The 25390-nt window shown below is 60.9% G+C and carries 25 protein-coding genes; 16 read left to right on the top strand and 9 right to left on the bottom strand.

Features of this window, described 5'->3' with window-relative positions; translation table 11 throughout:
- Nucleotides 1-96 precede the first annotated feature (96 nt).
- The 3 genes from FJ967_RS03925 to FJ967_RS03915 form a co-directional block, all read right to left on the bottom strand.
- Nucleotides 97-798 (bottom strand): aspartate/glutamate racemase family protein, encoded by a 702-nt coding sequence (locus FJ967_RS03925; RefSeq protein WP_210243546.1) that lies wholly within the window; start codon nucleotides 796-798, stop codon nucleotides 97-99.
- Nucleotides 799-819: 21 nt separating this feature from the next.
- On the bottom strand, nucleotides 820-2280 hold the full coding sequence (locus tag FJ967_RS03920) for an aldehyde dehydrogenase family protein (protein WP_140730390.1): 1461 nt from the start codon (nucleotides 2278-2280) through the stop codon (nucleotides 820-822).
- Between the two features lie 117 nt (nucleotides 2281-2397).
- The gene (locus FJ967_RS03915; protein ID WP_181175663.1) at nucleotides 2398-3300 is read right to left on the bottom strand and encodes a LysR family transcriptional regulator; all 903 of its coding nucleotides are present in this window, start codon (nucleotides 3298-3300) and stop codon (nucleotides 2398-2400) included.
- Between the two features lie 219 nt (nucleotides 3301-3519).
- On the opposite strand from FJ967_RS03915, the gene FJ967_RS03910 reads away from it, so the two are divergent.
- The 5 genes from FJ967_RS03910 to FJ967_RS03890 all read left to right on the top strand — a co-directional run bounded on the left by FJ967_RS03910 (nucleotide 3520) and on the right by FJ967_RS03890 (nucleotide 8245).
- Nucleotides 3520-4746, top strand: coding sequence for an ABC transporter substrate-binding protein (locus FJ967_RS03910; RefSeq protein WP_140730388.1), 1227 nt, complete (start codon nucleotides 3520-3522; stop codon nucleotides 4744-4746).
- Nucleotides 4747-4824: 78 nt separating this feature from the next.
- Nucleotides 4825-5640: an ABC transporter ATP-binding protein gene (locus tag FJ967_RS03905; protein ID WP_140730387.1), complete on the top strand. Its 816-nt coding sequence runs from the start codon at nucleotides 4825-4827 to the stop codon at nucleotides 5638-5640.
- Nucleotides 5637-6347: an ABC transporter ATP-binding protein gene (locus FJ967_RS03900; RefSeq protein WP_140730386.1), complete on the top strand. Its 711-nt coding sequence runs from the start codon at nucleotides 5637-5639 to the stop codon at nucleotides 6345-6347. The genes FJ967_RS03905 and FJ967_RS03900 overlap by 4 nt, the downstream gene beginning before the upstream one ends.
- 4 nt (nucleotides 6348-6351) lie before the next feature.
- Nucleotides 6352-7251: a branched-chain amino acid ABC transporter permease gene (locus tag FJ967_RS03895; protein WP_140730385.1), complete on the top strand. Its 900-nt coding sequence runs from the start codon at nucleotides 6352-6354 to the stop codon at nucleotides 7249-7251.
- Between the two features lies 1 nt (nucleotide 7252).
- Entirely contained in the window at nucleotides 7253-8245 is a 993-nt protein-coding gene (locus FJ967_RS03890; RefSeq protein WP_140730384.1) for a branched-chain amino acid ABC transporter permease, read from the top strand.
- A 20-nt stretch (nucleotides 8246-8265) separates the two neighbouring features.
- Here the strand turns inward: FJ967_RS03890 and FJ967_RS03885 are convergent, their stop codons facing one another.
- Nucleotides 8266-8700 (bottom strand): DUF5990 family protein, encoded by a 435-nt coding sequence (locus FJ967_RS03885; RefSeq protein WP_140730383.1) that lies wholly within the window; start codon nucleotides 8698-8700, stop codon nucleotides 8266-8268.
- A gap of 248 nt (nucleotides 8701-8948) precedes the next feature.
- On the opposite strand from FJ967_RS03885, the gene FJ967_RS03880 reads away from it, so the two are divergent.
- Nucleotides 8949-10055 carry a branched-chain amino acid ABC transporter substrate-binding protein gene (locus FJ967_RS03880; RefSeq protein WP_140730382.1) on the top strand — a complete coding sequence of 369 codons (1107 nt, stop codon included), beginning with the start codon at nucleotides 8949-8951 and terminating at the stop codon, nucleotides 10053-10055.
- 88 nt (nucleotides 10056-10143) lie between these two features.
- On the opposite strand, the gene FJ967_RS03875 is transcribed toward FJ967_RS03880, so the two are convergent.
- The gene (locus FJ967_RS03875; protein WP_181175662.1) at nucleotides 10144-10752 is read right to left on the bottom strand and encodes a 2-hydroxychromene-2-carboxylate isomerase; all 609 of its coding nucleotides are present in this window, start codon (nucleotides 10750-10752) and stop codon (nucleotides 10144-10146) included.
- Nucleotides 10753-11152: 400 nt separating this feature from the next.
- On the opposite strand from FJ967_RS03875, the gene FJ967_RS03870 reads away from it, so the two are divergent.
- The 4 genes from FJ967_RS03870 to FJ967_RS03850 all read left to right on the top strand — a co-directional run bounded on the left by FJ967_RS03870 (nucleotide 11153) and on the right by FJ967_RS03850 (nucleotide 16078).
- Nucleotides 11153-12055: a branched-chain amino acid ABC transporter permease gene (locus tag FJ967_RS03870; protein WP_140730380.1), complete on the top strand. Its 903-nt coding sequence runs from the start codon at nucleotides 11153-11155 to the stop codon at nucleotides 12053-12055.
- A 125-nt stretch (nucleotides 12056-12180) separates the two neighbouring features.
- Nucleotides 12181-13299: a branched-chain amino acid ABC transporter substrate-binding protein gene (locus FJ967_RS03865; RefSeq protein ID WP_140730379.1), complete on the top strand. Its 1119-nt coding sequence runs from the start codon at nucleotides 12181-12183 to the stop codon at nucleotides 13297-13299.
- Nucleotides 13300-13412: 113 nt separating this feature from the next.
- Complete coding sequence (locus tag FJ967_RS03860) at nucleotides 13413-14684, top strand: MFS transporter (RefSeq protein WP_140730378.1); 1272 nt, start codon at nucleotides 13413-13415, stop codon at nucleotides 14682-14684.
- 434 nt (nucleotides 14685-15118) lie between these two features.
- Complete coding sequence (locus FJ967_RS03850) at nucleotides 15119-16078, top strand: LysR substrate-binding domain-containing protein (protein WP_210243544.1); 960 nt, start codon at nucleotides 15119-15121, stop codon at nucleotides 16076-16078.
- Between the two features lie 34 nt (nucleotides 16079-16112).
- On the opposite strand, the gene FJ967_RS03845 is transcribed toward FJ967_RS03850, so the two are convergent.
- The gene (locus FJ967_RS03845) at nucleotides 16113-17489 is read right to left on the bottom strand and encodes a PLP-dependent aminotransferase family protein (RefSeq protein WP_210243543.1); all 1377 of its coding nucleotides are present in this window, start codon (nucleotides 17487-17489) and stop codon (nucleotides 16113-16115) included.
- A 317-nt stretch (nucleotides 17490-17806) separates the two neighbouring features.
- On the opposite strand from FJ967_RS03845, the gene FJ967_RS03840 reads away from it, so the two are divergent.
- Nucleotides 17807-18700 carry an NAD(P)-dependent oxidoreductase gene (locus FJ967_RS03840; RefSeq protein WP_140730374.1) on the top strand — a complete coding sequence of 298 codons (894 nt, stop codon included), beginning with the start codon at nucleotides 17807-17809 and terminating at the stop codon, nucleotides 18698-18700.
- An 82-nt stretch (nucleotides 18701-18782) separates the two neighbouring features.
- On the opposite strand, the gene FJ967_RS03835 is transcribed toward FJ967_RS03840, so the two are convergent.
- Nucleotides 18783-19610 carry an N-acyl homoserine lactonase family protein gene (locus FJ967_RS03835; RefSeq protein ID WP_140730373.1) on the bottom strand — a complete coding sequence of 276 codons (828 nt, stop codon included), beginning with the start codon at nucleotides 19608-19610 and terminating at the stop codon, nucleotides 18783-18785.
- A 30-nt stretch (nucleotides 19611-19640) separates the two neighbouring features.
- Between FJ967_RS03835 and FJ967_RS03830 the strand changes: the two genes are divergently transcribed.
- Together FJ967_RS03830 and FJ967_RS03825 are read left to right on the top strand one after the other, a co-directional pair.
- Nucleotides 19641-20621, top strand: a complete 981-nt coding sequence (locus FJ967_RS03830) for a helix-turn-helix domain-containing protein (protein WP_246675159.1) — start codon at nucleotides 19641-19643, stop codon at nucleotides 20619-20621.
- Between the two features lie 110 nt (nucleotides 20622-20731).
- Nucleotides 20732-21010, top strand: a complete 279-nt coding sequence (locus FJ967_RS03825; protein WP_140730372.1) for a DUF3303 family protein — start codon at nucleotides 20732-20734, stop codon at nucleotides 21008-21010.
- Between the two features lie 19 nt (nucleotides 21011-21029).
- On the opposite strand, the gene FJ967_RS03820 is transcribed toward FJ967_RS03825, so the two are convergent.
- Entirely contained in the window at nucleotides 21030-21416 is a 387-nt protein-coding gene (locus FJ967_RS03820; protein ID WP_140730371.1) for an antibiotic biosynthesis monooxygenase, read from the bottom strand.
- Nucleotides 21417-21665: 249 nt separating this feature from the next.
- Here FJ967_RS03820 and FJ967_RS03815 point away from each other — a divergent pair, with 249 nt between their 5' ends.
- On the top strand, nucleotides 21666-22511 hold the full coding sequence (locus FJ967_RS03815; RefSeq protein ID WP_140730370.1) for a dienelactone hydrolase family protein: 846 nt from the start codon (nucleotides 21666-21668) through the stop codon (nucleotides 22509-22511).
- Nucleotides 22512-22528: 17 nt separating this feature from the next.
- Nucleotides 22529-23410, top strand: coding sequence for a PhzF family phenazine biosynthesis protein (locus FJ967_RS03810; RefSeq protein ID WP_140730369.1), 882 nt, complete (start codon nucleotides 22529-22531; stop codon nucleotides 23408-23410).
- Nucleotides 23411-23427: 17 nt separating this feature from the next.
- Here the strand turns inward: FJ967_RS03810 and FJ967_RS03805 are convergent, their stop codons facing one another.
- Entirely contained in the window at nucleotides 23428-24558 is a 1131-nt protein-coding gene (locus FJ967_RS03805) for a YbfB/YjiJ family MFS transporter (RefSeq protein ID WP_181175661.1), read from the bottom strand.
- Nucleotides 24559-24865: 307 nt separating this feature from the next.
- Between FJ967_RS03805 and FJ967_RS03800 the strand changes: the two genes are divergently transcribed.
- Nucleotides 24866-25390 carry a GNAT family N-acetyltransferase gene (locus tag FJ967_RS03800; RefSeq protein WP_246675158.1) on the top strand — a complete coding sequence of 175 codons (525 nt, stop codon included), beginning with the start codon at nucleotides 24866-24868 and terminating at the stop codon, nucleotides 25388-25390.

Raw genomic sequence — 25390 nt, 5'->3', positions numbered from 1 at the left:
AGCCTGTGTGCGGTCATATCGCCAAACGGCAACGTTGAGTTGAGAGAGAGAAGTCATATTCAAGGCGCCCCAGCAAACCAGCGGTCTTGGAAGCGATCAGATCCTTGTCAGGATCTGATCGATGTGCAGTTCGGCAACATCAAGGAACGGAAAGGCAGGCTTCTGCTCGGCGTAAAATGAAGACAGATCGGTCCCTGCCAGGACCACGGCCTGCGCGCCCCGCCTTGTGATAAGGTCGTCGGCAAGATTGCCGAAATATTCGACTTCCGCCTTTGTGCCGCGCTTACCAAAGAGCGCGATGTCGTTGTAGGTATCGTGCACGACATCGATCTCCTTGGGATCGAGCTTGACCACCATTTGCCGTGGCACCGAGCCAAAGATGTCGGTCGCCATCACGGCCCGGTTGCCGAGGATCGCCACACGTTCCAGACCTGCCGTCTTCAGGCCTCCGGCGATGGATTCCAGAACATTGACGATTGGCCCTTTGGACGCCTTTTTGATCTCGTCGATCGCCAGATGCGGCGCGACGGCCGTCACCGATACCGTGTCGACACCGGCGTCGAACAATTCGTTGGCCAATGACCCCAGGTAGTTGCCAAGCCCAAGCCGATTTCCAACGCTGATGTTTTCGAGGACGGTGTTGACGTTGGCATGCCTCAGGATCAGGTCCAGAGGGATTTGGGCGTCATTGTACCTTCTGAGGATCTGGTCGTAGTAGAAAATTCCTGCGCGGATGGCTAGACCGCCGATCAGCCCGATCTTGGCAGGCTTTATTTGCGATGCATGACCTCTAGTCACGATTTTCTCCTTTGATTTTCTTCAATGGTAGTTGATGACGAGATGCTTCAGCTCGCTCATCTCTTCCATTGCAAACCTTGTTCCCTCCCTGCCGATGCCGGATTCCTTCCAGCCGCCGAAGGGCATGTTGTCGATACGGTAGATGGGCACGTCGTTGATCATCAGGCCGCCCACGTCCCAATCCTCAAGCGCGGTGAAAGCCTGGCGCAGGTCGCGCGTGAACAATCCGCCCTGCAGGCCGTAGCGCGTGGCGTTGGCGCGAGACACCGCGTCGCCGAAGCGCTCAAATGAATTGATGGTCATGACGGGGCCGAATATCTCCTCGTCCTCCACCTTCATCCCCGGTTTCGTGCCAGCCAGAAGCGTTGGCTCAACGATGGAATTCGCCCTGCCGCCTCCAATGACAATCCTCGCGCCGGCCTCGACCGCTTCGTCGATCCACGACTTGATCCTGGCCGCCGATCTTTGGTCGATGACGGGGCCGACATCGGTGTCGGGCAAAGCGGGGTCACCAACCTTGCAGTCGCGCAGCTTGCGCACCAGGCTTTCCTGGAAGGGCTTGCGGACACTTTCATGAACCAGGATCCGCTGGACACCGATGCAGTACTGCCCGCCATAGACGACGCCACCGCGCACGCAGCGCGCCGCCGCCAGTTCCAGATCGGCGTCGGCGCACACGATCACCGCGGCATTGCCGCCAAGTTCGAGCGCAACCTTCTTTTTGCCCGCGATCGACTTGATGTGCCATCCGACCGGCGCCGAGCCCGTGAAGGTGACCATATGGAAGCGGTCGTCCCGTACCATTTTTTCCGCCAGAGGAACGGCGCAATGGACCACATTCAAGACGCCGTCCGGCAAACCGGCCTCGGTCAGAATCTCGGCAAGCAGCACGGATGTCAGTGGCGTCTGCGGTGCCGGCTTGAGCACCACTGAATTGCCGACCGCCAGTGCCGGCGCAACCTTATGGAGCACCAGATTGAGCGGAAAATTGAACGGCGCTATCGCAAGCACCGGCCCGATCGGAAACCGGCGTGCCAAGCCGACGCGACGGCTGCCGGCGACAAGTGCTTGCTGGTCCATGTCGGACAGGTCGATCCGCGCGCCGCCGTCACCAGTCGTCTGGTAGGCGAAAATCCCGCCATCCATGTCGAGCGGTATTTCCACGCCAGCGATGCGGCGCGCTTCGGCGGCGGCGTTGGAGAGATTGAAGATCGACCTCGCCACCTCACCACGCGCGTCATAGAGGGGCTTGCCCGCCTCTGCCGAGATCAGTGCAGCCGCTTCCTCGCGACGCTTGCCCAGCAACTCCGAGGCGCGCTGGAGTATGTCGGCGCGAACGAAGCGCGGCAGGCGGCGGTATGTCTGGAACGAAGCCACGGCAGCACCGACCGCTGCCTCTACCTCTGCTTCGGTGGCCAGCGGCATCTCGCCAACGACCCGGCCGTCGAAGGGTGAGTAAATACGATCCTTGGCCACCTGCATTCCCCGATCAACCTTTGCGATGGGGGCGAAACTGTCACATTCCTCACGCTCTGAAAATATCAGAATATTGCACTTAGCGATCTAATAAATAGAACGATAGTGGGAGCCGCTATCTGGTCATAACGGCAATTTTTCTCCGGCAAGCAACAGAACCAGGCTCTCGAGAAACGCTTCGGCCGCTATCGGCGCCAGCCTGTCGGCATGAACGCACACTTCAACGGACGAGGATCTCAGTTCTTCGACGTCGAGCCGGATTGCCCGGACCATGCCGGTTTCCACATCGCGCCGCGACGACAGATAAGGCAGCAGCGTGACGCCTGCACCCGAGCGCGCATAGCCGCGCAGCGCCTCGATGGAATTGGTCTCCAGAACCACCTTGAGACGTAGTTTGCGCGTGACGCACCAACCATCGACCAATTTGCGGATACCAAAACTGGCGTCGGGAAGTGCCAGAGGCAGCTCGGCCAGCTCCGCCACGCTGATTGCATCACGTTCTGCCAGTTCATGATCCTTGCCGACGACTGCATAGAGTGGATCCTGCACGCGATGGACAACGCGAACGCCTTCGCGCGCAGGAGAATGGAAGGCAATGCCGATGTCGGCCTTTCCCACGCGCACATCCTCGACGACAGCGTCGGTTCCCATGGAGCGCAAGTCGAAGGTGATCCCTGGATGCATCGTTCGAAATCTGGCGATGATGTCGGACAGAGGCCCGGCAACCACGCCGTCGATCGATGCGATCCGCACATGACCGCGCTTGAGTTTGTTCAGATCGTCGAGGCTCTGGCGAAGCCGGTTTCGCTCTGCCTCCACCCCGCGGGCATAGGACAGGAACGCTTCGCCAGCCGCGGTGAGTTCGATGCCCTTGACGCTGCGCTGGAAAAACTCGGCTGCGAATTCCTCTTCCAGGAGCTTGACCTGACGGCTGATGGCCGAGGCCGCGACATTCAGTTTCTCGGAGGCTCCGCGAAACGATCCCTGATTGGCAACCTCGATGAAATATCGCGGACCGGCATCCATTTTCGACGTCCCCATCCGTTCTAATTATTAGAACTTAATCGTCCAGATATTGATATTTTCAGCGCATGTCAAATGTGACAGCGTCGTCTCCAGCGCAGGAGCATTGCGGCCGTCGCAATCGGAGAACCGCCCGTGTGAAGGGCGGCACCGGATACGGCCGAACGTCCTGTCGTGCCAGCCGGTCCTGAGAATATCCGGCGAACCAACAAGGGGAGACAAATGAAAAACAGACGCTTCCATCCGACCGCAATGACCGCCATGGCGCTGCCGCTCATCGTCGCGCTGGCAAATCCGGCGGCAGCTGAAATCCGCATCGGCTCGCTGTCGGCCTTGACCGGCCCCGCTGCGGATCTGGTCAAGCAGGTTTTCGGCGCCGAACAGGCGGCAATCGACGAAATCAACCAGGCGGGCGGCATTCTGGGCCAGCAGGTCAGGCTGATCCCGGCCGACACAGCCTGCAATGCGCAAGTGGGTGTGGACGCAGCCAACAAGCTCATCAATATCGAACAGGTCGCGGCAATCATCGGCGGCACATGCTCGGGTGAGACTATTCCCGCAGCCAGCAATGTCGCCGGTCCTGCGGGTGTCCTGATGGTCTCGCCGGTTTCGACCTCTCCCGAAATCACCAACCTCAACGACCGAGGGGTCCTGTTTCGCGTCGTGCCGTCGGACAATTTCCAGGGCGTCTACATGGCGCGCCTGTTGCTGTCGAAGGACATCAAGAAGGTCGCGCTCACTTATGTGAACAATGATTACGGCGTCGGCCTGGCGGAAGCTTTTCGGGCGGCCTTTGTCGCTGGCGGCGGCCAGATTGCCGGTGACAGCGTCCATGAAGACAAGAAGGAATCCTACAGGGCTGAACTGGCGACGCTGGCAAGCGGTGGCGCCGAGACGCTTGTCCTGTTCGCGATCGGTGACTCCAGCGGCTTGACCATCATGCGTCAGTCACTCGAAGCGGGATTATTCCAAAGGTTCGCGGTCGCCGACGGCATGAAGGTCTCCGCATTGCTGGAAGGCATCGGTACGGAGAACCTGGAAGGCCGTATCATAGGCTCCGTCCCGACCGCCGCGGTGGGGCCGCAGAGCGATCGCTTCAAGGACCTCTATGGCAAGACCGACAAATTCACGTTCGGCTACACCTTCACCGCCCAAGGCTACGATGCCGCAATGATCACGGCGCTGGCGATCGAGAAAGCTGGTTCGACGGATCGTAGAGCGATCCTGAATGCCGTGCGCGATGTCACTAACGCACCGGGAGAGGTGGTCGGCCCGGGGGATTGGGCCAAGGCGGTTTCGCTGATCAAGGCCGGCAAGGATATCAATTACAGCGGCGCTGCGGGCGACCACGAATTCGACGGGAATGGCGATGTCGGCGGCGTTTTTTCGGAGTGGACAGTAAAGGGCGGCGAGTTGGTCGTCAGCCCGCCCGTTGCAGCTGGAAACTAGCTGCATAGCCGAGATGACCGAGCGGGGCCGGCGACGCGCCGACCCGCGCGTGACAACAGCACCCCGAGGAAAATGGAAATGACGGATGTGGTGGTTCCCTTCTCGAGGGCGGCCGGGCCGGCGCTCTCGATCGAGGGCATAAGCAAGTCGTTTGGCTGCCTGCGCGCCGTCGACAATTGCAGTTTCGATATCACGAAAGGCAAAATAACCGGGCTGATCGGTCCCAATGGCGCCGGCAAGACCACCCTCTTCTCCATCGTCACCGGCTTCGTGCGCCCCGATGCCGGCAGGATTCGGCTGGCCGGCGTCGAGGTCACCGGACTGCCGCCGCACCGGCTTTTTCACAAGGGCCTGGTTCGCACTTTCCAGATTCCACATGAATTCGGCAGACTAACCGTATTGGAAAACCTTCTGGTGGTTCCAGCCGGCCAGCCAGGCGAAAACCCTCTCAAGGCATTGCTCCGTCCTGGCCGGACACGCGAACGCGAAGAACGGATTGTCGCGGAGGCTGAAGCAACGCTTGCCTTCCTCGGCCTGACCAAGGTCCGCGACGTGCCCGCGGGGAATATTTCAGGCGGACAGCGCAAGCTTGTCGAACTCGGGCGCGCCATGATGTCGGGGGCGCGGACCGTGCTGCTTGATGAACCCGGCGCTGGCGTCAATCCGACCTTGCTGACGGAACTTGGCCAGATGATCGTACACCTGAATCGGGAACGAGGCACGACGTTCTGCATCGTCGAACACAATATGGATCTGATCGCCAGCCTTTGCGATACAGTGGTCGTGATGTGTTCCGGCTCGGTCCTGGTCCAGGGATCCATGTCGCAAATCCGCGGAAACGAGGAGGTGCTTGCTGCTTACCTCGGTTCCAGCGCGAAGGAGACAGTGCAATGACCCTTCTAAGTCTGGAAGGGCTGGTTGCCGGCTACGGCCCTGACGTTCCGATCCTTCATGGCGTCAACATCAGACTGCAGGCAGGTGAAATCGTCTCGATCGTCGGCCCGAATGGCGCCGGAAAATCGACAGCCATGAAATCCGCCTTCGGTCTGCTGAACGTTCACCAGGGCAAAATTCTGATCGGTACTGAAGACGTCACGAACAGTCGTCCGGAGGCGATCGTCAGGAAAGGCGTGTCCTTCGTTCCGCAAACGGAGAACGTCTTTGCCTCTCTGACGGTCCAGGAGAACCTGGAGCTCGGCGGATACTTCAATTCCCGTTCCCACGTGGCCGCCGGACTAGATCGTGTCTACAGCCTCTTTCCTCCGCTTCGTGAAAAGCGTCACCAGAAGTCTGGTCTTCTGTCGGGAGGGCAGCGCCAGATGGTGGCAATGGGACGCGCGCTGATGCCCGATCCCAAAATCGTCCTGCTCGACGAACCCACCGCCGGGCTGAGCCCCAAATATGCCGACGAGATTTTCAAGCTCATCATCGACATCAACGCCAGTGGAACCGCGGTGCTTATGGTCGAACAGAACGCCAGGCAGGCCTTGATGATCTCCAACCGCGGCTATGTGCTCGTCGACGGCAGAAACCGCCATGAGGGCACAGGCGCCGGTCTGGTGCGCGACCGGGAGGTCGCCGAAATGTTTCTGGGAGGTTAGCCGGATGGATCAGGCTCTGATGTTCGTAAATGCCTATCTCATTCCTGGTCTGGTTTCGGGCTCGATCTATGCGCTTGGAGCCATCGGGCTGACGTTGCTTTTCGGCGTCCTGCGTTTCACGCACTTTGCCCATGGCGACGTGATGACAGCCGGCGCCTATCTGGCGCTCGCCGGCGTCGGCCTGTTTGGTCTGCATCCGATCATGGCGCTGCCCTTGGCAATGGCAGGGACATCCCTGCTATGCCTTGGCATCAACCACTTTTTCTACGCCCCGCTGATGAAACGGCCGTCCCTCGTCCTGACCATCAGTTCGTTCGGCGTTGCGTTGATGATCAGGGCGGCGATCCAGCTGATCTATGGTGTGGAGTCGCAGTACTATGTGCGCGGCATCCAGAAATCGAGGGAAGTGTTCGGCACGTTCCGCATTGTCGATCGCCACATCTGGATAGGCTGCTCTGCTGTTGCGCTCATGCTGGCCTTGCATCTTCTCCTCACACGCACCCGGCTCGGCAAGGCGATGCGCGCGGTCAGCGATTCGCCTGACCTGGCAAGGCTAACCGGAATCTCGACGACGACGGTCATCCGATACACATGGGTGATTGGTGGCTCCCTTGCGGCGGTGGCAGGCGTGTTTCTCGGCTGGGACGGTTATGTCCATGCCAATATGGGCTGGGACCAGTTGCTGCCCATATCGGCCGCCGCAATTCTCGGCGGGCTCGGCCGACCGTATGGCGCCATGGTCGGCGGCCTGGTCATCGGAATGGCCGAGGAACTCAGCAGCTATCCCTGGCTAGGCGGGGATGCCCTGCTGTCGCCTGGTTACAAGACCGGCGTGGCATTCGCCATCATGGTGGCAATGCTGATCTGGCGCCCCAATGGACTGTTCGGCGAAAAGGTGCGGTGAGATGGACATCTTGATCGGATACGTCAACTACGCGATCGCCCTCGCGACCATGATCGGCATCTACGCGATCATGGCGACGGGCCTCAACATTCAATGGGGCCTGACAGGGCTGTTCAATCTGGGCATTGCCGGCTTCTTTGCCGTCGGGGCCTATTCCAGCGCCATCCTGACAACAGCCGCGACAGGCAAACATCTTGGAGGTTTCGATTTGCCTGTCGTGTTCGCATGGCCGGCAGCGATGGCCCTCTCCGCCTTGCTTGCCTGGGCAGTGGCCCGTATCTGCATCCGATTGCGCGCCGACTATCTTGCGATAGCCACGATCGGAATAGCGGAAATCGTTCGCCTGGTTCTCAAGAATGAACAGTGGGCGACAGGCGGCACGCGCGGCATCTCCAACATTTCGCGTCCTTTCGAAGACCTGACGGGAATGTGGGCCGGGCTGGCCTTTCTATCGTTGGTCCTGGCTCTGGCCGCGGCGGTCTACTGGCTGGCCGAAAGCGGCAGGCTCTCGCCATGGGGACGAGTCGTCCAGGCGATCCGCGACAATGAGGACGCCGCTCGCGCTTCAGGCAAGGACGTCGAGGCACTGCGAATCCAGGGCTTTGTCATCGGAGCCGCCCTCATGGGCCTCACCGGCGCGCTCACCGCCCACTATCTCAAATTCATCGGACCGGAGGCGACCGACCCCCTGCAGATAACTTTTCTTGTGTGGGTCATGCTGATTGTGGGCGGCAGCGGAAGCAACAAGGGCGCGGTCCTCGGCGCAGCGCTTATCTGGTCATTGTGGTCGACATCGGAGCTTTTGACATCCAGGCTGCCGGGCGAGTGGGCGCATCGCGCTCCCTTCGTGCGGCTCTTCCTGGTCGGATTGATCCTGCAATTCGTCCTGCAGAAGTTTCCCGCTGGTCTGATGTCGACCGGTGCAAGGAACACGCCATCGAAGCCCAAAAAGCCAAGCTCCCGGAACACCGTTCATGTCCTGCCGCCTTTTTGAGGCGGGATCGGCCGAACAGCTCAATCTCGATGCCCGCTCCAGGCATCGCCGACGAGCCAAGATATGGGCGTCGTGTCATGCGGCCGACGGTCGACGACATTGGCCTCGAATGACAATTCCGAGGCCGGTTTCGCGACGAGCAAGGCAATACCGCGCAATGGAATCTTGATCCGACAACCCCACCATGAGGGATCGGGCCGCGCTCGTTTCCAACTGAGATAGAGAAACCGCCGGCAGGGCCCGCCATGGACGGCGGGACCTGAGTAATCGAGCTCTCCGTCAGGCCCCTCTCTCAAGACGACAAGGATGTCGAAACGCAGCAATTCCCGCCCGCAAGGTTTTCCGGCAAGCACTTCGCCCGACTTCATCTGTAGCCCAAATTCGAAACGCTCTGGCAGCGCGGCTCCGGGCTGTCGACCGTCGTGAAGCAAGCGAATTGCGGCATTGGGTTTCATCGGAGGATCCAGCGACGGTTAGGCGAAGGTCAAGTGGCAATGCGCCGAAGAACACGTTGCTGATGCCTGATTTGCCTCCTGGTTTGCCAGGCTTTGCGCTTGAGAAATGCTCACAACGGTTGAGCAACTCTCTTTTGCTGACCTATCCGGCCGCCGCCATTGTCCGCCCCGCTGCCCACACGCCTTTAAAAATGCGAAAGGCGCGTAGGCCTCGCTTTCATCCCGGAGGGGAAAGGATAATGAAACCAATGAACTACAAAAGAACTTTTGGTTTTGCGGTCGTCACTGCGCTGGTCTGCGCCACGACTGCGAAAGCCGACATCACGATAGGTCTGGTGGCGCCCCTGACCGGCCCGCTTGCCGCATATGGAGAACAATTGAAAAACGGGGCCGAAGCAGCCATCGAAAACATCAACAGGTCGGGCGGGATCGGCGGCGAGAAGGTTGTCGTGAAACTTGCCGACGACATGGGCGATCCCAAGCAAGGCGTATCGGTCGCCAACCAGCTTGTGGGAGACGGCGTCCGCTTTGTTGTCGGTCCCGTCACGTCCAGCGTTTCGATACCGGTGTCCGATGTCTTTGCCGAAAACGGCGTCCTCATGGTGACGCCGACCGCGACGGCTCCCGATCTGACCGGCCGCGGACTAACAAACGTGTTCCGCACATGCGGACGTGACGACCAGCAGGCCGAAGTCTCGGCTAACTACTTTCTCAAACACTGGCGGGACAAGCGCGTCGCCATCATTCACGACAACGGAACCTACGGCAAAGGGCTGGCCGACGCCTTCAAGCGGGTCATGAACACCGGCGGCGTGAACGAGGTATTCTATGGATCCTTGACCCCTGGTGAAAAGGATTTGTCGGCCCTGATCGCGCGGTTGAAAGCCGAACAGGCTGAAGTTGTCTACTTCGGGGGCTTCCATCCTGAGGGCGGTTTGCTGGCAAGACAATTGGGGGATCTCGGGATCAAGGCTCAGATCATCGGCGGCGAGGGTCTGTCCAACACGGAGTACTGGGCTATCGCCCGCGAGGCGGCGGCAGGCACAATCTTCACCAACGCAAGCGATGCAACGAAGAATCCGGCCTCCGCCGATGCCGTGAAGATGCTCAAGGAGAAGAACATTCCGCCGGAAGCGTTTACGCTCAACTCTTACGCGGCCGTCGAGGTCATCAAATACGGCGTCGAAAAGGCCGGGAAAGGTGCAAGCGTCGAGGACGTCGAAAAAGCGCTCAAGTCCGGTGAGGAGATAAGAACAGCGATTGGCACGCTGGCCTATAGCGGCAATGGCGACCTCAGTTCCCCAAGTTTCAGCCTCTTCACCTGGAAGGACGGCAAGATCGGCGACGTAGAGTAGTTTTCTGCTCCAAACGCAAACAGGGTCGGTATCGAGCCGGCCCTGTTTGCGGTTGGCGACAAGGACGGCCGGACACCACCTGGTGTCATTACCATCCGCCAACCGAGAGCCATCGATCGACCATTCCGAGGCGATCCGAACCCCAGAAACCTTCACCATCGACAATGACGAATGGCGAACCGAAAATCCCCCTTTCGATGGCCTCGTCCGTTCTCGAGCGGAGGGCATCTTTCCATCGTTGATCCGTGGCCGCGGCGCCAAGCATTGCCGGATCCAGCCCAAGCTCGGCGCCGAGCCGCGCGGCAACCGAGATGTCGGCTATGTCGGCGCCGCGCTCGAAGAGAGCCGACAACATATGGCTTGCAAAAGGCCCTGCCATGCAAGGCGCGAGGTGTTCGACAGCATAAGTCATGCGAGCCGGTGCAAGCGACATGAACGGGAAAACCTTCGGCAGCGAAAAAGAAACTTTGTGAAATCGCGCCAATCGCCGCCAGTCATGCACAGCGTAGGCACCCCGCAATTTCTGGTCAGGCAGAGGGGTCATGCCAGTGACCTGCAATACCGCCCCCAGAAGAAACGGCCGCCATACGATCGGCCTACCATGACGGCAGGCTATGTCGGCGATCTCCAGCCCGGCAAAAAACGCGTAGGGTGAACAGAATTCGAACCAGAACTCGATTGGCGCCAGACGGGTCACGAAGCTGTTCCTCGCTGTGGATGCGGATCCAGGTGACCAAGGCGGAAAAGAGGAACGGTCGACAGCCAAGAGCGTGCGAGGAATGGGAACCCTTGCCGTCTTGCCTGGCTGCCAACCGTTCCGGCAGATCGTGGCAATGCTCATCCACAAGCTTGCCGTCAATCCGCAGGGTGTACGTGGGTACGCGACGTTGGTAGACAGCCTGCCCGAGGCGGTGCAAGCGAGCGATGCTCAGCCAGCATTAGCGCTATTCACGCGCCCCCCGTTTTCAGCCACCTACGCCGCGTTCTGCGCCTGAATGAAAGCTTCTCATCCTCAGGCGAGAACAAGTCGCTTGAGACGCCATGAAGCCCACCTTCTCTTGTGCGCAACGAGAAGGGGCGGGTCCCCGGGGGGCGGCATGGAATATTTCGCACAACAAGTGCTCAACGGCGTAACACTGGGCGCGATCTACGCTCTCATCGCCTTGGGCTACACGATGGTCTACGGGATCATCGGCATGATCAATTTCGCCCATGGCGACATTTTCATGGTCGGTGGCTTTACCGCCCTCATCGTGTTTCTAATACTTGTCAGCCTGTTCTATTCGGTGCCGGCAGCTGTTGCCTTGCTGGTGATGACGATCGTTGCAATGCTGCTGACAGCCCTTTGGAGCTGGCTGATCGAGAGGGTGGCTTACCGGCCCTTGCGCGGGTCGTTTCGCCTTGCGCCATTGATAACGGCAATCGGCATCTCGATCGTGCTGTCGAACCTCGTGCAGGTCCTCCAGGGCCCGCGCAACAAGCCGATCCCCCCGATGATCTCGCAGACCTATGAGTTCGGCGGCGTGGTGTTGACACTCAAGCAAGTCGTGATCCTGGCGGTGACGTCGGCGTTGCTGGCTCTCTTCTGGTTTCTCGTCAACAAGACAACGCTGGGCCGCGCCCAACGTGCCTGCGAGCAGGACCCCAAGATGGCGGCAATGCTCGGCATCGACGTAGACCGCACTATCTCCTTGACCTTCATCATGGGTGCGGCCTTGGCAGCGGTCGCCGGTACGATGTTCATCATGTACTACGGCGTCATCTCATTCTCGAGTGGCTTCATCCCGGGCGTCAAGGCCTTCACCGCCGCCGTGCTTGGCGGCATCGGCTCCATACAAGGCGCGGTCCTCGGCGGACTGCTGATTGGTCTCATCGAGGCCCTTTGGTCAGCCTATTTCTCGGTCGACTACAAGGATGTAGCGGCCTTCTCGATTCTCATCGTGGTGCTGATCTTCCTTCCCTCCGGCCTGCTGGGTCGGGCCGACGTCGAGAAAGTCTGACCGTCCCGCGGTCGACATCCGGCGAGCGCTTCGACGCCTGCCGGTTCATCGAATACCCGCGGCGAGGGGTGAGTGCCGCGGGAGCGACAACCATTCTCACCGTCCAACGAGTGGAGCACACAGGAATGAGAAAACGACTTGTCCCGGCCATGGCCGTTGCGGCCCTTGCCGCATTTACCGCCGGCGCGCACGCCGATGTCATTATCGGTGTCGGCGCCCCGATCACAGGTCCGAACGCCGCGTTCGGCGCCCAGATTCTACGCGGCGCGCAGCAAGCGGTGGATGACATCAATGCCGCGGGTGGCGTCAATGGCGAAAAGCTGAAGATCGCCGTCGGCGACGATGTTTCCGACCCGAAACAAGGGATTTCGGTCGCCAACAAATTCATCGCCGACGGCGTTAAGTTTGTCGTCGGTCACTACAACTCCGGCGTCTCCATCCCGGTCTCGGAAGTGCTTGCCGAAAATGGCGTGCTCGAAATCAGCCCCGCCTCGACGAACCCGCGCTACACCGAGCGCGGCCTGTGGAACACGTTTCGCATGTGCGGTCGCGACGACCAGCAAGGCATCGTCGCGGGCGCCTATCTGACAGAGCATTTCAAGGACGCCAAGATTGCCGTCGTCCACGACAAGACACCTTACGGACAGGGCGTCGCCGACGAAACGAAAAAGGCGTTGAATGGAGCCGGTGTGCATGAGGTCATGTACGAAGGTATCAATCCCGGCGACGTAGACTTTTCCGTTCTTATCGCCAAGATGAAGGACGCGGGTGTCACGGTTGTCTATTATGGTGGCTTGCACACCGAGGCCGGCCTTATCCTTCGCCAGTTGGCCGATCAAGGTCTCAAGGCGACCATGATGTCCGACGACGGAACGGTGTCGACGGAGATCTCGTCGATCGCCGGAGACGCCATCGACGGCTTTACCTTCACGTTTCCGCCGGATCCCCGCAATCGCGAGGCCGCCAAGGGCGCAGTCGAGACGTTCCGCAAGGCCGGCTTCGAGCCGGAGGCCTATACGCTCTACTCCTACGCTTCCGTCCAGGTGATCGCCGAAGCCGCCAAAGCCGCCAACAGCCTCGACCCGGCGACCGTCGCCGAGGAAATCAAGAAGCATGGCATTTTCAAAACCGTGCTCGGCGATCGCAGCTTCAACGAAAAGGGCGACACCACCAATCCCGACTATGTCGTCTACCGCTGGAAGAAGGGCGAGGACGGCAAATACAATTACAACCAGTTGCCCTGACCGGCGGCGCGTTCAGATGAGCGCTCCTCCCTCGGGTTGAGCCGTTCTCAAGCTTCGATTTTCACCGGCTGGTTTATCAATGACCAGCCGGTTTTATCTTGGAGCATCGATCCGTGTTGAGCCCTTCAATCGCGCCCTCAGGCAAGATGCCGAACCGTGCATCGCCATCGCCGCTGCTCTTGATGATCGTCGGCGGTGCGATCCTGTCGATCTGCATGGGATTGCGCCAGAGCCTCGGTCTCTTCCTTGCACCAATGCGCGTCGATGTCGGCGTCTCGGCGAGCGCATTCGGCTTCGCGCTTGCGTTGCAGAATCTGGTCTGGGGCCTGACCCAACCCTTCATCGGCATGGCCGGTGACCGCTACGGCCCCCGGCCCGTGCTGATCGTTTGCTCGATCGTCTATGCACTCGGCCTGCTGTTGATGAGCCTGGCTGGCAACGGGGCCGCCCTCGACATCGGTGCGGGCATTCTATGCGGCATCGGTATTGCTGGATGTGGCTTTGGGGTCGTGCTTGGCGCCGTGTCGCGCAGCGTGCCGGCGACAAGGCGCGTTCAAGCCGTAGGCATTGCCTCGGCGGTTGGTTCACTTGCAACCCTGGTCATAGCGCCTTTCGGTCAACGGTTGATCGACCAGGCCGGCTGGCAGTCGGCCGCGCTTGCCTTTGCCGGCCTTGCCCTTGTGCTTGCCCCAATCTCGATCTTCATCGGCGGCAAGCCGGTGTCGGCTCGCGAAGAGAATTCCGTGGCGGCGGCGCAACCCACAAGGGCCGCGGTCGGCCAGGCATTGCGGCATCCTGGCTTCATATCCCTGGGGCTCGCCTTCTTTGCCTGCGGGTTTCAACTGCAGTTCATTACCGTGCATCTGCCCACCTATCTCGGCATATGCGGAATATCCGCCGAGGTCAGCGCTCTGGCTCTGGGAGTGATCGGAATATCAAACGCGATCGGCTCCTACGTGACGGGTCGGCTGGGCGCGCGGCATAGCCCCAGACAACTTCTCGTCTTGATCTATCTTTTGCGCACCCTTGCGATTGCCGGCTTCGTGGCCTGCCCGACAAGCTCGATATCGACCTTGGCATTCGCATCTGTCATGGGGCTGTTGTGGCTAGGGGTGGTGCCTCTGGTGTCGGGCCTGATTGCAAGGATGTTCGGCCTTCGACACTTCAACACCCTGTTTGGAATTGCCTTCCTCAGCCATCAGGTGGGCGGCTTCGCCGGGGCGTGGTTGGGCGGGCTGTCCTACGATCTCACGGCCTCCTACGTCTTGGCCTGGGCTGCCATGATCGTGGTCGGGCTTCTGGCCTGCCTCTTGCAGTGGTCTATGGATGATCGCGACTGCGCTCCATATCCGGTCCTGCAATCCGACGCTGGGCTATCTCGTTGAGCGCCCCGGATGGATCCGTGGAAAGGGGCAGCCGTAACACCTGCTTCACATCCTGGCGCGTCAATCCGATGTCGCGCAACTCGTGATCGTTCATCTCCAGCAGTTCAACCAAGCGACGCCTGTTTATCAGAACTCTGACGAATTCGATGAATTGCCGCATCGGGCCGCGCGCGCCATCGGTGGCCGTTCGTCCAGAGCCAATCGCCACGCCAACCTCCCCTAATGATCTATTCATCGAAATGTCGAGGCTGAGCATCGCTGCCGCAAACGAGTCCTGCTTGTCCGTCCTGAAAGGCGTTCACCCCGTCCTCAAAATTGTATCAGAGACAATATCGACATTGACTTAGGTACAATGCCGATGTGAGTAGATTGCACGCTGAAATCAACGGCACATGGTTTGAGGAGAGAATGGGATGGGTTTCAGACTACCGCCCATGAACACCTTGCGTCTTTTCGAAGCCGCGGCCCGACTTGGCAGTTTCAAACAAGCGGCAGAGGAAGTGCACGTAACGCCCAGCGCGGTCAGCCATGGATTGCGGACCCTTGAGCATTGGCTTGGCGCGGAGCTTTTCCTGCGCGACGCTCGCGGGCTGACCTTGACCCAGGCAGGACAGGCTTACGCGCGGGAAGTGCACCACGCACTGACGATACTGGCTGGCGCGACCGAGGTGTTTCCTGGGCGGCGCAAGGCAACAGGCACCCTGTCCGTCAGCGTGGCACCGACATTCGCAAATCGCTGGCTTCTGCCGCGGTTGCCCAAATTTGCGGAGCGCTATCCCGACATCAGCATCACCATCGACACGGCGCGGCGGCATGTCGATTTTCTGACCGACGGATTCGATCTGGCGATCCGCATGGCCACGTCATCGCGACCGGTGGAATCGTGGACCGAGCTTGTTGCCGAAACCTTCGTACCCGTCTGCTCCGCGGATTTCGCCCACAGACATGGCGCGCCAGACGACATCCGGCTGATCGAAAGGGCTCCGCTGATCCATGTCACGGCTGCTTCCGAAGACTGGATGGCATGGTTCAGGGCCAAGGGCCTCCAACCGGCGACGGGATCGCGCAGGATCAACGTCGACACCATACAGCTGGCCGCCGAGGCAGCGATCCAGGGGCTCGGCATAGCAATGGGGCGCAAGCCGGTCATGGACAGCTACATCGAGTCCGGTGATCTCAGGGAATTGGCCGGCCCGGCGATTACGCTCGAGACGAGGTACTGGCTGGTCGGAACACACAAGTCGTTCGATCGACCCGAAATCAAATCGTTCCGGAACTGGATCCTGCAAGAGCTGAAGACGCAATCCACATCAGCTCCGCCGCGCCTGCAGGAAACAAGAATCCAGGTTGGCCAGTCGAGAAACCTGAGGCTTGTTGCGCAAGGGCAGGCCTGACGAGTTCGTCCTCAATCGGATTTTGGGCAACGCCTTAGACGATGGCGGAGCTGCCCGGCAATTCTTCGCCAAGAGATCGCAAGACAGCCTCGAGCGCGCGTTGGAGCACGGAGCGGTCGGCGACACTGCCAAGGCATACCCTGAGACCATGGATGCCTTGCCCGACCAGCGGCGCATCGGGAGGCGTCACCTGTATGCCGGAGCGCAATGCACGGCCATAGGCCCGTTCAGACTGTAGCGAGCCGAGAGGCAGCCAGAGATGCAATGTCTGATCGGCGCCAGGTGCGGACGCGGCTTTGCCCAGGATGCGAAGGGCCATCGCGGTACGCCACTGCATTTCGGCGAGAACCTGGCCAAGCAGCGTGTCAACGATACCATCCTCAACCCACTGTGCGAAGATGAGCGCGTTCTGGGCCGGCGGCGCATAGCCGGCCGCGACGATGTTGTTCAAGATCCGCTCACGCCAGAAGAGGTCTGGCGCCAGAACAAATGCCAGCCTGAGCCCTGGAGAAATGCTTTTCGAGACAGACGCGATATAGAATGTTCTTTCGGGCGCCAGATCGGCCAAGGCGGCAGGTGAGCCGGCGCCTGCAATGGCACGGTAGGCGTCATCCTCGATGATGAACAACTGATGCCGCCGCGCGATCGCCGCGATCTCGCGGCGCCTGCCTGCCGTCATGGTGCATGCTGTTGGATTCTGCAATGTCGGAACCAGATAGAGCACCTTGCTGCCTGTCGAAGCAGCGGCCTTTTCCAGCGCTTCCGGAACCAGCCCCTCGGAATCCAGAGCGATCCCTTCGAGCTTCAAATTCCCTGCCCTCGCGACCAGCTTCAGGCCGTGGAATGTCGCCGCCTCGCAAAGCACCGTATCGCCGCTTCTGCACAGGGCCTGCAGAACCAGCGACAGTCCGTGCTGCCCACCATTCGTCTGGATCAGATGAGCGGTGGAAGCGACATCGAGCGCATGTCGTTCGCGTATCCATCGCAGTGCTGCTGCGCGGGCACTGTCCAGGCCTTCGGGCGCGGTGTAGCGGCTGGTCGCGGCAAAGTCCTGGCGGCGCCACAGGCGACCCATGGCCTCGGCCAGATAGCGCGATGTCAGGCCGACAGGAGGAAAATTATAGGCAAGATCGACGGGACCGGCCGCAGTCTGGCCCGGTTCGTGTTTCGCAGCGGTGACAAACGAACCTCGGCCGACTTGGGAGGACAAGAGACCACGGCGTTCGGCCTCGCCATATGCCTTGGTGACAGTACCGGTGCCGATTGACAGCGCGTGCGCCAAATCACGATGAGCGGGCAGACGCGTTCCCGGCGCGAGTCTCTCGGCGTGAATGTCATGCTGGATGGCGTCGGCGATGCGCTCGTATAGCGGCGCCGGCCCCTTTTCTATCTTAGGCTTCCATGACTCCACGATTTATCCCTGACCACCTGCGTTTTCCGGCACCACTATACGCGATTTCTCACCCATGACACCGCGTCTTGCCGCCGCGTACATCCCTGATCGAAGCCGAGATCCCCAAAAGCCAGGATATTTTGATCAACATACAGCCGCCGGCCATCCTTCTGGATTCGGCTTCATCCTGCGCCGACGACAAGTGAAAGATGCTCATCGGCCTCAAATGTTTGTCCATTGGTTTGCCCTGACCGCCTGTGTAGGTACGCGTCGACCCCGGCGCCGGAACATGGTCCGTCGCGCCTGGCCGAGCAACATGCTGCAGGAGGTCTGGTATGAGCGAGGCGCCACGCATGGGCTTCATCGGATTGGGCCACATGGGCTCGGCAATGGCGATGAATTTGGCGAATGCCGGTCCCCTCACCGTCTGGAACAGGTCGACAGCCAAGACCGTGGCGCTCAAGCGGGCTGGCGCTCGGGTTGCCGCCAGCTCCGACGACCTCTTCGCTTCCTGTGACGTCATTATCCTGATGCTGAGCGACGGAGAGGCCATCGACGCCGTACTTGACCGGTCTTCGAGCCGATTTTCCACCCGCGTAACCGGTCGCGTCATCGTTCACATGGGGACGACATCCCCCGACTACTCCCTTTCCCTGGAATGCGATATTCGCGCGGCGGGAGGCGCCTATGTCGAGGCTCCCGTTTCAGGCTCGCGCAAACCCGCCGAGGCCGGACAACTTGTGGCGATGCTTGCCGGCGACCCGGCAGCGGTCGCCGCCGCGCGTGCTTGTCTGGCGCCAATGTGCAAGAGTTCGATCACTTGCGGCGCCGTGCCAAAGGCACTTCTGATGAAGCTCGCCGTCAATATCCTGCTTCTGGCGACTGTCACCGGCCTTATGGAGTCATTGCATTTTGCTGAGCGTGGCGGTCTGGACCTCGATCAGGTGGTACAGGTGCTGGCTGCGAGCCAGATGGCCAGTGACATTTCGCGTCTGAAGGCGCCGAAGCTTGTGCAGGGCGACTTCTCCGCCCACGCCACCATTGCGGACGTGCTGAAGAATGGCCGGCTGATCTCGCAAGCTGCGCGAAGCGGCGGTGTCGCCTCGCCCGTTCTCGACGTCTGCCGCGACCTCTATGAGGAAACCTTGGCGCTTGGCCATGGCGATCTCGATATGATCGCGGTGGTGAAGGCCATAGAGGCGCGCACCGACCAAAACCGGAAAGCCTGAAAGCACCATGCAAACCAAGAAGGGGCGCCGGTGCGGCGCCCCTCACCTCATTGCTCGCGCGACGCTCTCGCCCACGCCCACTTCAGTCGGCGCTTTTCGGAAATGCCGGCAGCAGGGCGACGTCGGAGGCATCGTGTTGGACGATCAGCTTGGCGTTCAGCTGCTTGGCGATCCCGGTCAGCCGATCCATCGATGCCAGCGTCTGCGAGCGATCGAAGTTGAAGGGCGGCACTCCACGATTGGCGAATTGCTCCTCGAAATGCACCACGTCGCCCGACAGCAGAACGGGACCGGTTTTGTTCAGCCGCACCAGCAGGCTGGTCTCGCCCGGCGTATGTCCCGGCGTGGAAAGGATCGTCACGCTGCCATCGCCGAAGACGTCTCGGTCACCGGTGATCTGATCGACTTTGGCGCCTCCTGTCAGCCAGGGCTTGATCAGGCCTGGGTCGACAGCGAAAGGCAGCGGCACGGCCTTGAACTGTGCGAAGTCCGCGGCCCCAATCATCAGCGTTGCGTTGGCAAAGCTGGCGGCCTGGCCGACATGGTCGAAGTGGTTGTGGCTGATGCCGACCAATGTGATGTCGCCGGCCTTGAGGCCGATCTCGGCGAGCTGCGTTTCGATATCCGCGGAAAGGCTCGGCTCAAGAGCCGCTGTGGGATCGGGTTTGGCGCCCAGCAGGGCCTTGGGCAACCCGGTGTCCCACAACATGTACGCTTTGTCATGACGGATCACGTAGCAACTGTCGGTCAAGGTCCGCTGCTGGCCGTCGTAGTTATAGGTATCGGAAAACAGAGCAAGGTTCCTGACTTCGATCTTGCCGCAGTCGAGGCGCCACAGTTCCAGTTCCGCCGCACTGGCGCTGGACGCGGTCAGAGCGAATGCCATGATCGGCATGGTCAGCGATTTCATTTTACATCTCCATCTGTTGGAGGCGCGAGCATGTCCTGGCGCGCACGGCGTCAAGGCCCGGCTTCGATCGATTTTGGACCCGAAACGCTCGCCTCGCCGGTTCAGCAGCGTTTCCCGATGCGCTATATCTTCGGCATGACGATGCATTTCAAAAACGACGCTGAAACCGAACTCAAATCCGCCCTTGTCACGCGGCTGCGCCACCTGATGGCGCCCGCTGGCACGAATGGACGTTTCTTCCACGGCAATCAGTTGTTTTCTTACTGCTCGATCGATCGCGAACGGCTGAAATCGGTAGAGCTTCCCTCCCCCATCCTCGGCATCATGTTGCGCGGCCAGAAAGAGGTCTGGCTCGGGGATGTCGCATATACGTTCGAGCCCGGCACCGTCTTCATCCTGCCGAGTAAGGTCCCGATGGACGTGGTCAATGTGCCGGCGAGCCTTTCTTCGCCCTACGAGTCGCTGCTCCTCGAGGTCGCGTCCCTGCCGCGAGGCATCGCACCCGACGGCGCTGCCCCTTTCGAGACCGGTGCGGACGCTGGCAGACGCTTCCAGGCGCCCTTGAGCATGGACCTTGTCGACGCTCTCGTGCATGCGGCGACCGCGATTGCCGACAGCGATACGGGCGAGCGCGTCAAGGCACTGCGATTGAGCGAGGTCCTGACCATTTTGCGCCCCTGCACCGCCGCGCGGCCGCTTTTTGAGACCAGCCTGGCCGAACGTGTCGCCTGGCTCGTGCGATCCGATCCGGCGGGTGAATGGTCCGTCGCGCGTATCGCCGCCTCGATGGCACTGGGTGCATCCACACTGCGCCGGCGCCTCGCAAACGAAGGGTGCTCATTCCGCCACATCCTGCGCCAGGAGCGTCTCCAGGCGGGTCGCGACGCCCTTCTGTCGGGAGCACCAAGCTGTGCCGCCGCGGAGGCAGCAGGTTACACTTCGCGGTCGCATTTCGCACGGCGCTACCGCGAAAGCTTCGGAACATCGCCCAAGCGCGGCTCCGCCGGATAAAAGCCACCCACTCAGAGGTGAGGAGGTTTCACTTGCTCGCAGGCGGACCGTTGCCGGAGTCTTGTCTCCTTTCAGGCCATCTCAAAAGAAATCGCGAAGGGAGCCACGCCATGATGTTCATGATCGTCGAAAATTTCCCCAATGGGGACGCGGCGTCCGTCTATCGGCGCTTCCGCGAAAAGGGCAGGCAATGCCCCGATGGTCTTGCTTTCGTCGAGAGTTGGGTAAGCGCCGATCTCACGCAATGCTTTCAGGTGATGGAGTGCAATGACGTCAGCCTGTTTCAGCGCTGGGTGGCTGCCTGGGCCGACTTGATCGATTTCAAGGTCATCCCGGTAACGCACGGCAGGGACGTCGCCAAGGCAATGGCGGATATGGACGCCGACTAACTCGCTTGTCGATGCGGTTCTATGCCTGGATCACCCAGTCGTTGGAACAGACCTCGACAAGCGTGACCCGCTCCGGCAGTTCCAGGAGAAAATCCGGATCCTTCTCCAGATGCCGGGTCCGGGTGAGATCGTCACCTGACCAGACGCGAATGGAATCGAGTGTCGGCCAGAATGACGTAACGGTGAATTCGCCTGCGTCTTCGGTGAGCCTGCGAAACATTTGAACGCCAAGGCAGCCTTGCATGCGTTCGATCTTCAGTACGCCGAATTCGTAGAGATAACGCGTGTACTCCTCTAAATCCGCGGGCCTCGTGGACCCGCGCCAGATGCGCGCGAAGATCGGCTGCCGTTCGACGCCCGAGGCATGAAGTTCAGCCTTCCCGGCCGCTGACAGTCTCGTTGCCATGTTTTGCATCTCCTCGCACGGGGGTTGAGCGGCGGCCTGTACCGTTGGCGGTGGCTTGGAGCGAACGAAAAATCCTCATCCCGCGACAAGGCTATTTGCCGGCCGAGCGTTCGCCAACGGCGAGGCGGCCTCGTCGGCGCATGAAATGTTTTCAGTTGCTCACGGCAGTTTGGCGCGGCCAGTCTGCACCTTCGTTTCCTGTGGCGACGCACCTTAAAGGGGCGTCGCTTTGAAAGACCGTGACGGCGCATGAGCAATACAGATGTGAGGGTTGACGATCCCCTGGCGGATTTCGAACGCCGGGAAATCGAGGCGCTCGGCCAGACGAAGGCAGTCTATCTCGGCGGCGCGGGTCCTGCCGTGATCGTCATGGCGGAGATGCCGGGCATAAGTCCTCACGTTGCGCGGTTTGCGCGATGGGTGCGCGACGCCGGCTTTACCGTCTATATGCCTTCCCTGTTCGGCCGCGACGGCGCGATCGCCAGCGCCGACGAGGGAGCCGCTGTTTTTCGGCGAGCCTGCGTGAGCGCGGAATTCAGAGCACTTGGCGGCGGTGTGGCAAGCCCTGTCACCGTCTGGCTGCGGGCGTTGGCGAGAATAGCGCTTGAAGAATGCGGCGGACCCGGCGTCGGGGCCGTCGGCATGTGCTTCACCGGCAATTTCGCACTCAGCATGATGCTCGACGGCGCGACCATAGCGCCGGTACTGTGTCAGCCTTCCCTGCCGCTCGACAATCCAGCAGGCATCGAGATCTCGCCCGAGGAGATATCAACCGTCCGCCGGCGTCTCGACAACGAAGGCCTCGATGTCCTGGCCTATCGTTTCGAGGGCGATCACTTCTGTCGCGCCGAGCGCTTCAACGCGTACCGCCGGGCGCTGGGCGACCGCTTCCTGGAACGCGTGCTGCCTTCCAGCGCCGCAAACCCGGACGTGCCTCCGTTCTTCGAAAAGCATGTCCAATCGCCTCACAGCGTCGTCACCGTCCACCTCATCGACGAGGCAGGTCAGCCTACAATCTTTGCGCGCGACGAAATCCTCACCTTTCTCAAAGACAGGCTGACCGGACAAACCGTCGGACAAGACCAGAGAGCATAAACGGACGGAGCACCGCCTTGCCAGAATACAAATTCGTCACGCTCGACGTTTTCACCGATCGTCGCTTCGGCGGCAACCAGCTTGCGGTGTTTCCGGAAGCCTCGGGCCTATCGACCGACCAGATGCAGATGCTCGCTGCAGAATTCAATCTCAGCGAGACGACGTTCGTCCTGCCGCCCGACGATCCCGCCAACACCGCCCGGGTGCGCATCTTCAACCGGACGGCCGAGATGCCTTTCGCAGGACATCCGACCATCGGTACCGCCTTCGTCGTCGGAGCCAGGCATGCCAGCGACGTCCTGCACCTCGAGCAATTGGCGGGGCTTGTCGAAGTGCGGCTCGAGCGTGGCGACGACGGCACCATAAGACGCGCCATTCTCGATGCGCCCCAACCATTGAGCACGGGATCCGAGATCGACGTTCAATTGGTCGCCGACGCCATCGGCGTAGCTGCCGACGATGTAGTCCTGTCGACACACCATCCCATCGCGGCTTCCGTCGGTGTCGATTTCATCATCGTCGAAATCAGGCGCCAGGCTCTTGCCGGCGCCGTTCCCGACCTGTCGGCATTTCGCCGCGCGGCCGCGGCGCATCCGCAAACGGGCACGCGCTTTTCGGTTTTCCTCTATTGCCGGGAAGGCAACACGGTCCAGGCCCGCATGTTCGCGCCGATCAGCGGCACCTGGGAAGATCCGGCGACTGGCAGCGCCAACGCGGCCATGGCCGCGCTGGTCCTGTCGCGGATCGGACAGGATGTTATTTCGCTCAATGTCCGTCAGGGCGTCGAAATGGGACGGCCGAGCGTGCTGAAGGCGGAAGCCCGAAAAGCCATCGATGGCTTCCGGTCACGCGTTACTGGCCAATGCATCGAGGTTTTGTCAGGCATCGCAAAGGTCTGATCGGCGGGCCGGCGTGTTCATGAACGAACCGCACGCCGATCTGTTGCCGCATCGACCAGTGCAAAGACGGTCCCAACAGCGTAACACGTTGCTGCAAAAATGGTGATCGCGCTTGAGCCGTATCGGTCTGCCAGGACGCCGCCAAGCACCGGCCCTAGGAGTTGGCCAACACCGAGCGAAGCCGTGGCCAGGCTGAAAAGCCTCGCATAAGCGGCGTCGTCAGTCCTTTGCCTGACATAGGCGGTGACGATGGCAGGCGTCGACGCCAGGCCTAGCCCGACGAAGACAGAGGCAAGCAGCGGATAGAAGGTCCCCTGAAAGCCGACCAGCAAGGCGCCGACGGCGCCGCACAAGAGGGCTCCCCCCAGCGCCAGCTTGCGGATGACAATTGAGGAAAGCACCAGGGCGGTCAGAGCGCAGCCCGCTATCGTGGCGGCACCCAGCACCACCCAGCTCATGGCGATGATCGCAATCGGGGCGCCGCTCGACGCCAGCCGCGCGCCGGCGAAGGTCGAATAGGCGATATAGGCGACGCCGAACATGAAATAGGCCGCAAAAAGGGGGGCCCAGCGCAACGTGCCGCCCCCAGCGACAACATCGCCGGCGACGACATTGCTTTGCGAGCTTACCGTGCCGCCGCTACCAGCTGCGCGCCACAAGCCGGCCGAGATAGCGACTCCGACTGCCGCCGCCAGCAGAAACGCATAGCGCCACTCGCCGACGCCCAGCGCATGCGGCAGAAGGATGCCGGTCAGGACCAGCGCGAGGCCGATGCCCGACCAGATCACGGTGCTCACCAGCGGGCGCGCGTGAGAGGCTGTCGCGGCGAAGACCATCACGAAAAGCGCGACAAGGCCGACGCCCGCGCCAAGGCCCATTAAAACCCGGCCGACCCCCAGCCCGATCGGTTCGATGGCGAGGCCCGTCAAGGCCGCGCCCACGGCAACGACGAGATGGCCGGCAAAGGCCAGACGCGGCATACCTAAGACGGTACCGAGCCGTGGTGCCATCAGCGTGCCGATCAGATACCCTGCAAGATTGACAGCGCTCAACACGCCGGCGCTCGTGAAGCTGAGGTGAAGGTCTCGCGACAATCCCGGCAGAACAGCTCCGTAAGTAAGCCGGGCAACGCCGATGTCGAGTGCCATGGCAAGGACGCTCCAGAAAATCAGCGCCGATGGAAATCGCGGCTTCGCCCGACGCCATCCCGTCTCATGTCTTGATCGTGCGCCCATGCATTGCCCTTTGGCCTCACAGCACCGACGCCAACGGCGAGCCCTTGGCAAGGACGCTCATTGCCGTGATGTCGAGTCTGTCCATCCTATTGCCGCCGGCGTTTCCGCGACAGCGCCGGCAATCACCTGCGCATGAACACTTTTCAGCCAAGCGGAGCAGAACTGACTTGATGAGCGCCTCTGTGGCCTTGTTGTATTCCCCGAGATGTTCGATCCGCCAATGCCGTTCGAAGCCGGCATGGCGGGCAATTTGGAGCGAGGAATGGCGACAACATCATCTTCGGAAACGGCTCCGGCCATCGTGTTTTTGCCGGCGCGACAGGGCGATGCCGAAGCAATTGCCGAGATGGTCAGGGCGGCCTATGCCCGGTGGATTCCCGTCATCGGCAGGGAGCCTCGGCCGATGACGGTCGACTACCATAAGGCGCTGAACGACAACGACTTCACGCTTGCATATCTTGGCGACAATCTTGCCGGGTTGATCGAAACTATCGCGCACGGCGACCATCTCTGGATCGAGAACGTCGCGGTGGAGCCGCAATATCAGGGACGCGGCATCGGCGGGGCATTGCTGCGCCACGCGGAAGAGAAGGCCTTGGCGGCAGGGCTGCGCGAGATGCGCCTTCTCACCAACGAATCTTTCGCAACAAATGTCGTTCTGTACGAGAAACTTGGCTATGTCACCGACAGGCGCGAACCGTTCATGAATGGCATCACGCTCTATATGAGCAAGCAACTCGCATAA

The organism is Mesorhizobium sp. B2-3-4, from assembly GCF_006442315.1.
Classification (GTDB): domain Bacteria; phylum Pseudomonadota; class Alphaproteobacteria; order Rhizobiales; family Rhizobiaceae; genus Mesorhizobium.
This window is presented reverse-complemented; position numbering and strand designations above follow the sequence as displayed.

Coding starts and splice junctions, on each gene's coding strand:
- FJ967_RS03920 (WP_140730390.1), bottom strand. CDS start 2,280: ATGCAGGTGGCCAAGGATCGTATTTACTCACCCTTCGACGGCCGGGTC.
- FJ967_RS03915 (WP_181175663.1), bottom strand. CDS start 3,300: ATGGATGCCGGTCCGCGATATTTCATCGAGGTTGCCAATCAGGGATCG.
- FJ967_RS03910 (WP_140730388.1), top strand. CDS start 3,520: ATGAAAAACAGACGCTTCCATCCGACCGCAATGACCGCCATGGCGCTG.
- FJ967_RS03905 (WP_140730387.1), top strand. CDS start 4,825: ATGACGGATGTGGTGGTTCCCTTCTCGAGGGCGGCCGGGCCGGCGCTC.
- FJ967_RS03900 (WP_140730386.1), top strand. CDS start 5,637: ATGACCCTTCTAAGTCTGGAAGGGCTGGTTGCCGGCTACGGCCCTGAC.
- FJ967_RS03895 (WP_140730385.1), top strand. CDS start 6,352: ATGGATCAGGCTCTGATGTTCGTAAATGCCTATCTCATTCCTGGTCTG.
- FJ967_RS03890 (WP_140730384.1), top strand. CDS start 7,253: ATGGACATCTTGATCGGATACGTCAACTACGCGATCGCCCTCGCGACC.
- FJ967_RS03885 (WP_140730383.1), bottom strand. CDS start 8,700: ATGAAACCCAATGCCGCAATTCGCTTGCTTCACGACGGTCGACAGCCC.
- FJ967_RS03880 (WP_140730382.1), top strand. CDS start 8,949: ATGAACTACAAAAGAACTTTTGGTTTTGCGGTCGTCACTGCGCTGGTC.
- FJ967_RS03870 (WP_140730380.1), top strand. CDS start 11,153: ATGGAATATTTCGCACAACAAGTGCTCAACGGCGTAACACTGGGCGCG.
- FJ967_RS03865 (WP_140730379.1), top strand. CDS start 12,181: ATGAGAAAACGACTTGTCCCGGCCATGGCCGTTGCGGCCCTTGCCGCA.
- FJ967_RS03850 (WP_210243544.1), top strand. CDS start 15,119: ATGAACACCTTGCGTCTTTTCGAAGCCGCGGCCCGACTTGGCAGTTTC.
- FJ967_RS03840 (WP_140730374.1), top strand. CDS start 17,807: ATGAGCGAGGCGCCACGCATGGGCTTCATCGGATTGGGCCACATGGGC.
- FJ967_RS03835 (WP_140730373.1), bottom strand. CDS start 19,610: ATGAAATCGCTGACCATGCCGATCATGGCATTCGCTCTGACCGCGTCC.
- FJ967_RS03830 (WP_246675159.1), top strand. CDS start 19,641: ATGTCCTGGCGCGCACGGCGTCAAGGCCCGGCTTCGATCGATTTTGGA.
- FJ967_RS03825 (WP_140730372.1), top strand. CDS start 20,732: ATGATGTTCATGATCGTCGAAAATTTCCCCAATGGGGACGCGGCGTCC.
- FJ967_RS03820 (WP_140730371.1), bottom strand. CDS start 21,416: ATGGCAACGAGACTGTCAGCGGCCGGGAAGGCTGAACTTCATGCCTCG.
- FJ967_RS03815 (WP_140730370.1), top strand. CDS start 21,666: ATGAGCAATACAGATGTGAGGGTTGACGATCCCCTGGCGGATTTCGAA.
- FJ967_RS03805 (WP_181175661.1), bottom strand. CDS start 24,558: ATGGCACTCGACATCGGCGTTGCCCGGCTTACTTACGGAGCTGTTCTG.
- FJ967_RS03800 (WP_246675158.1), top strand. CDS start 24,866: ATGCCGTTCGAAGCCGGCATGGCGGGCAATTTGGAGCGAGGAATGGCG.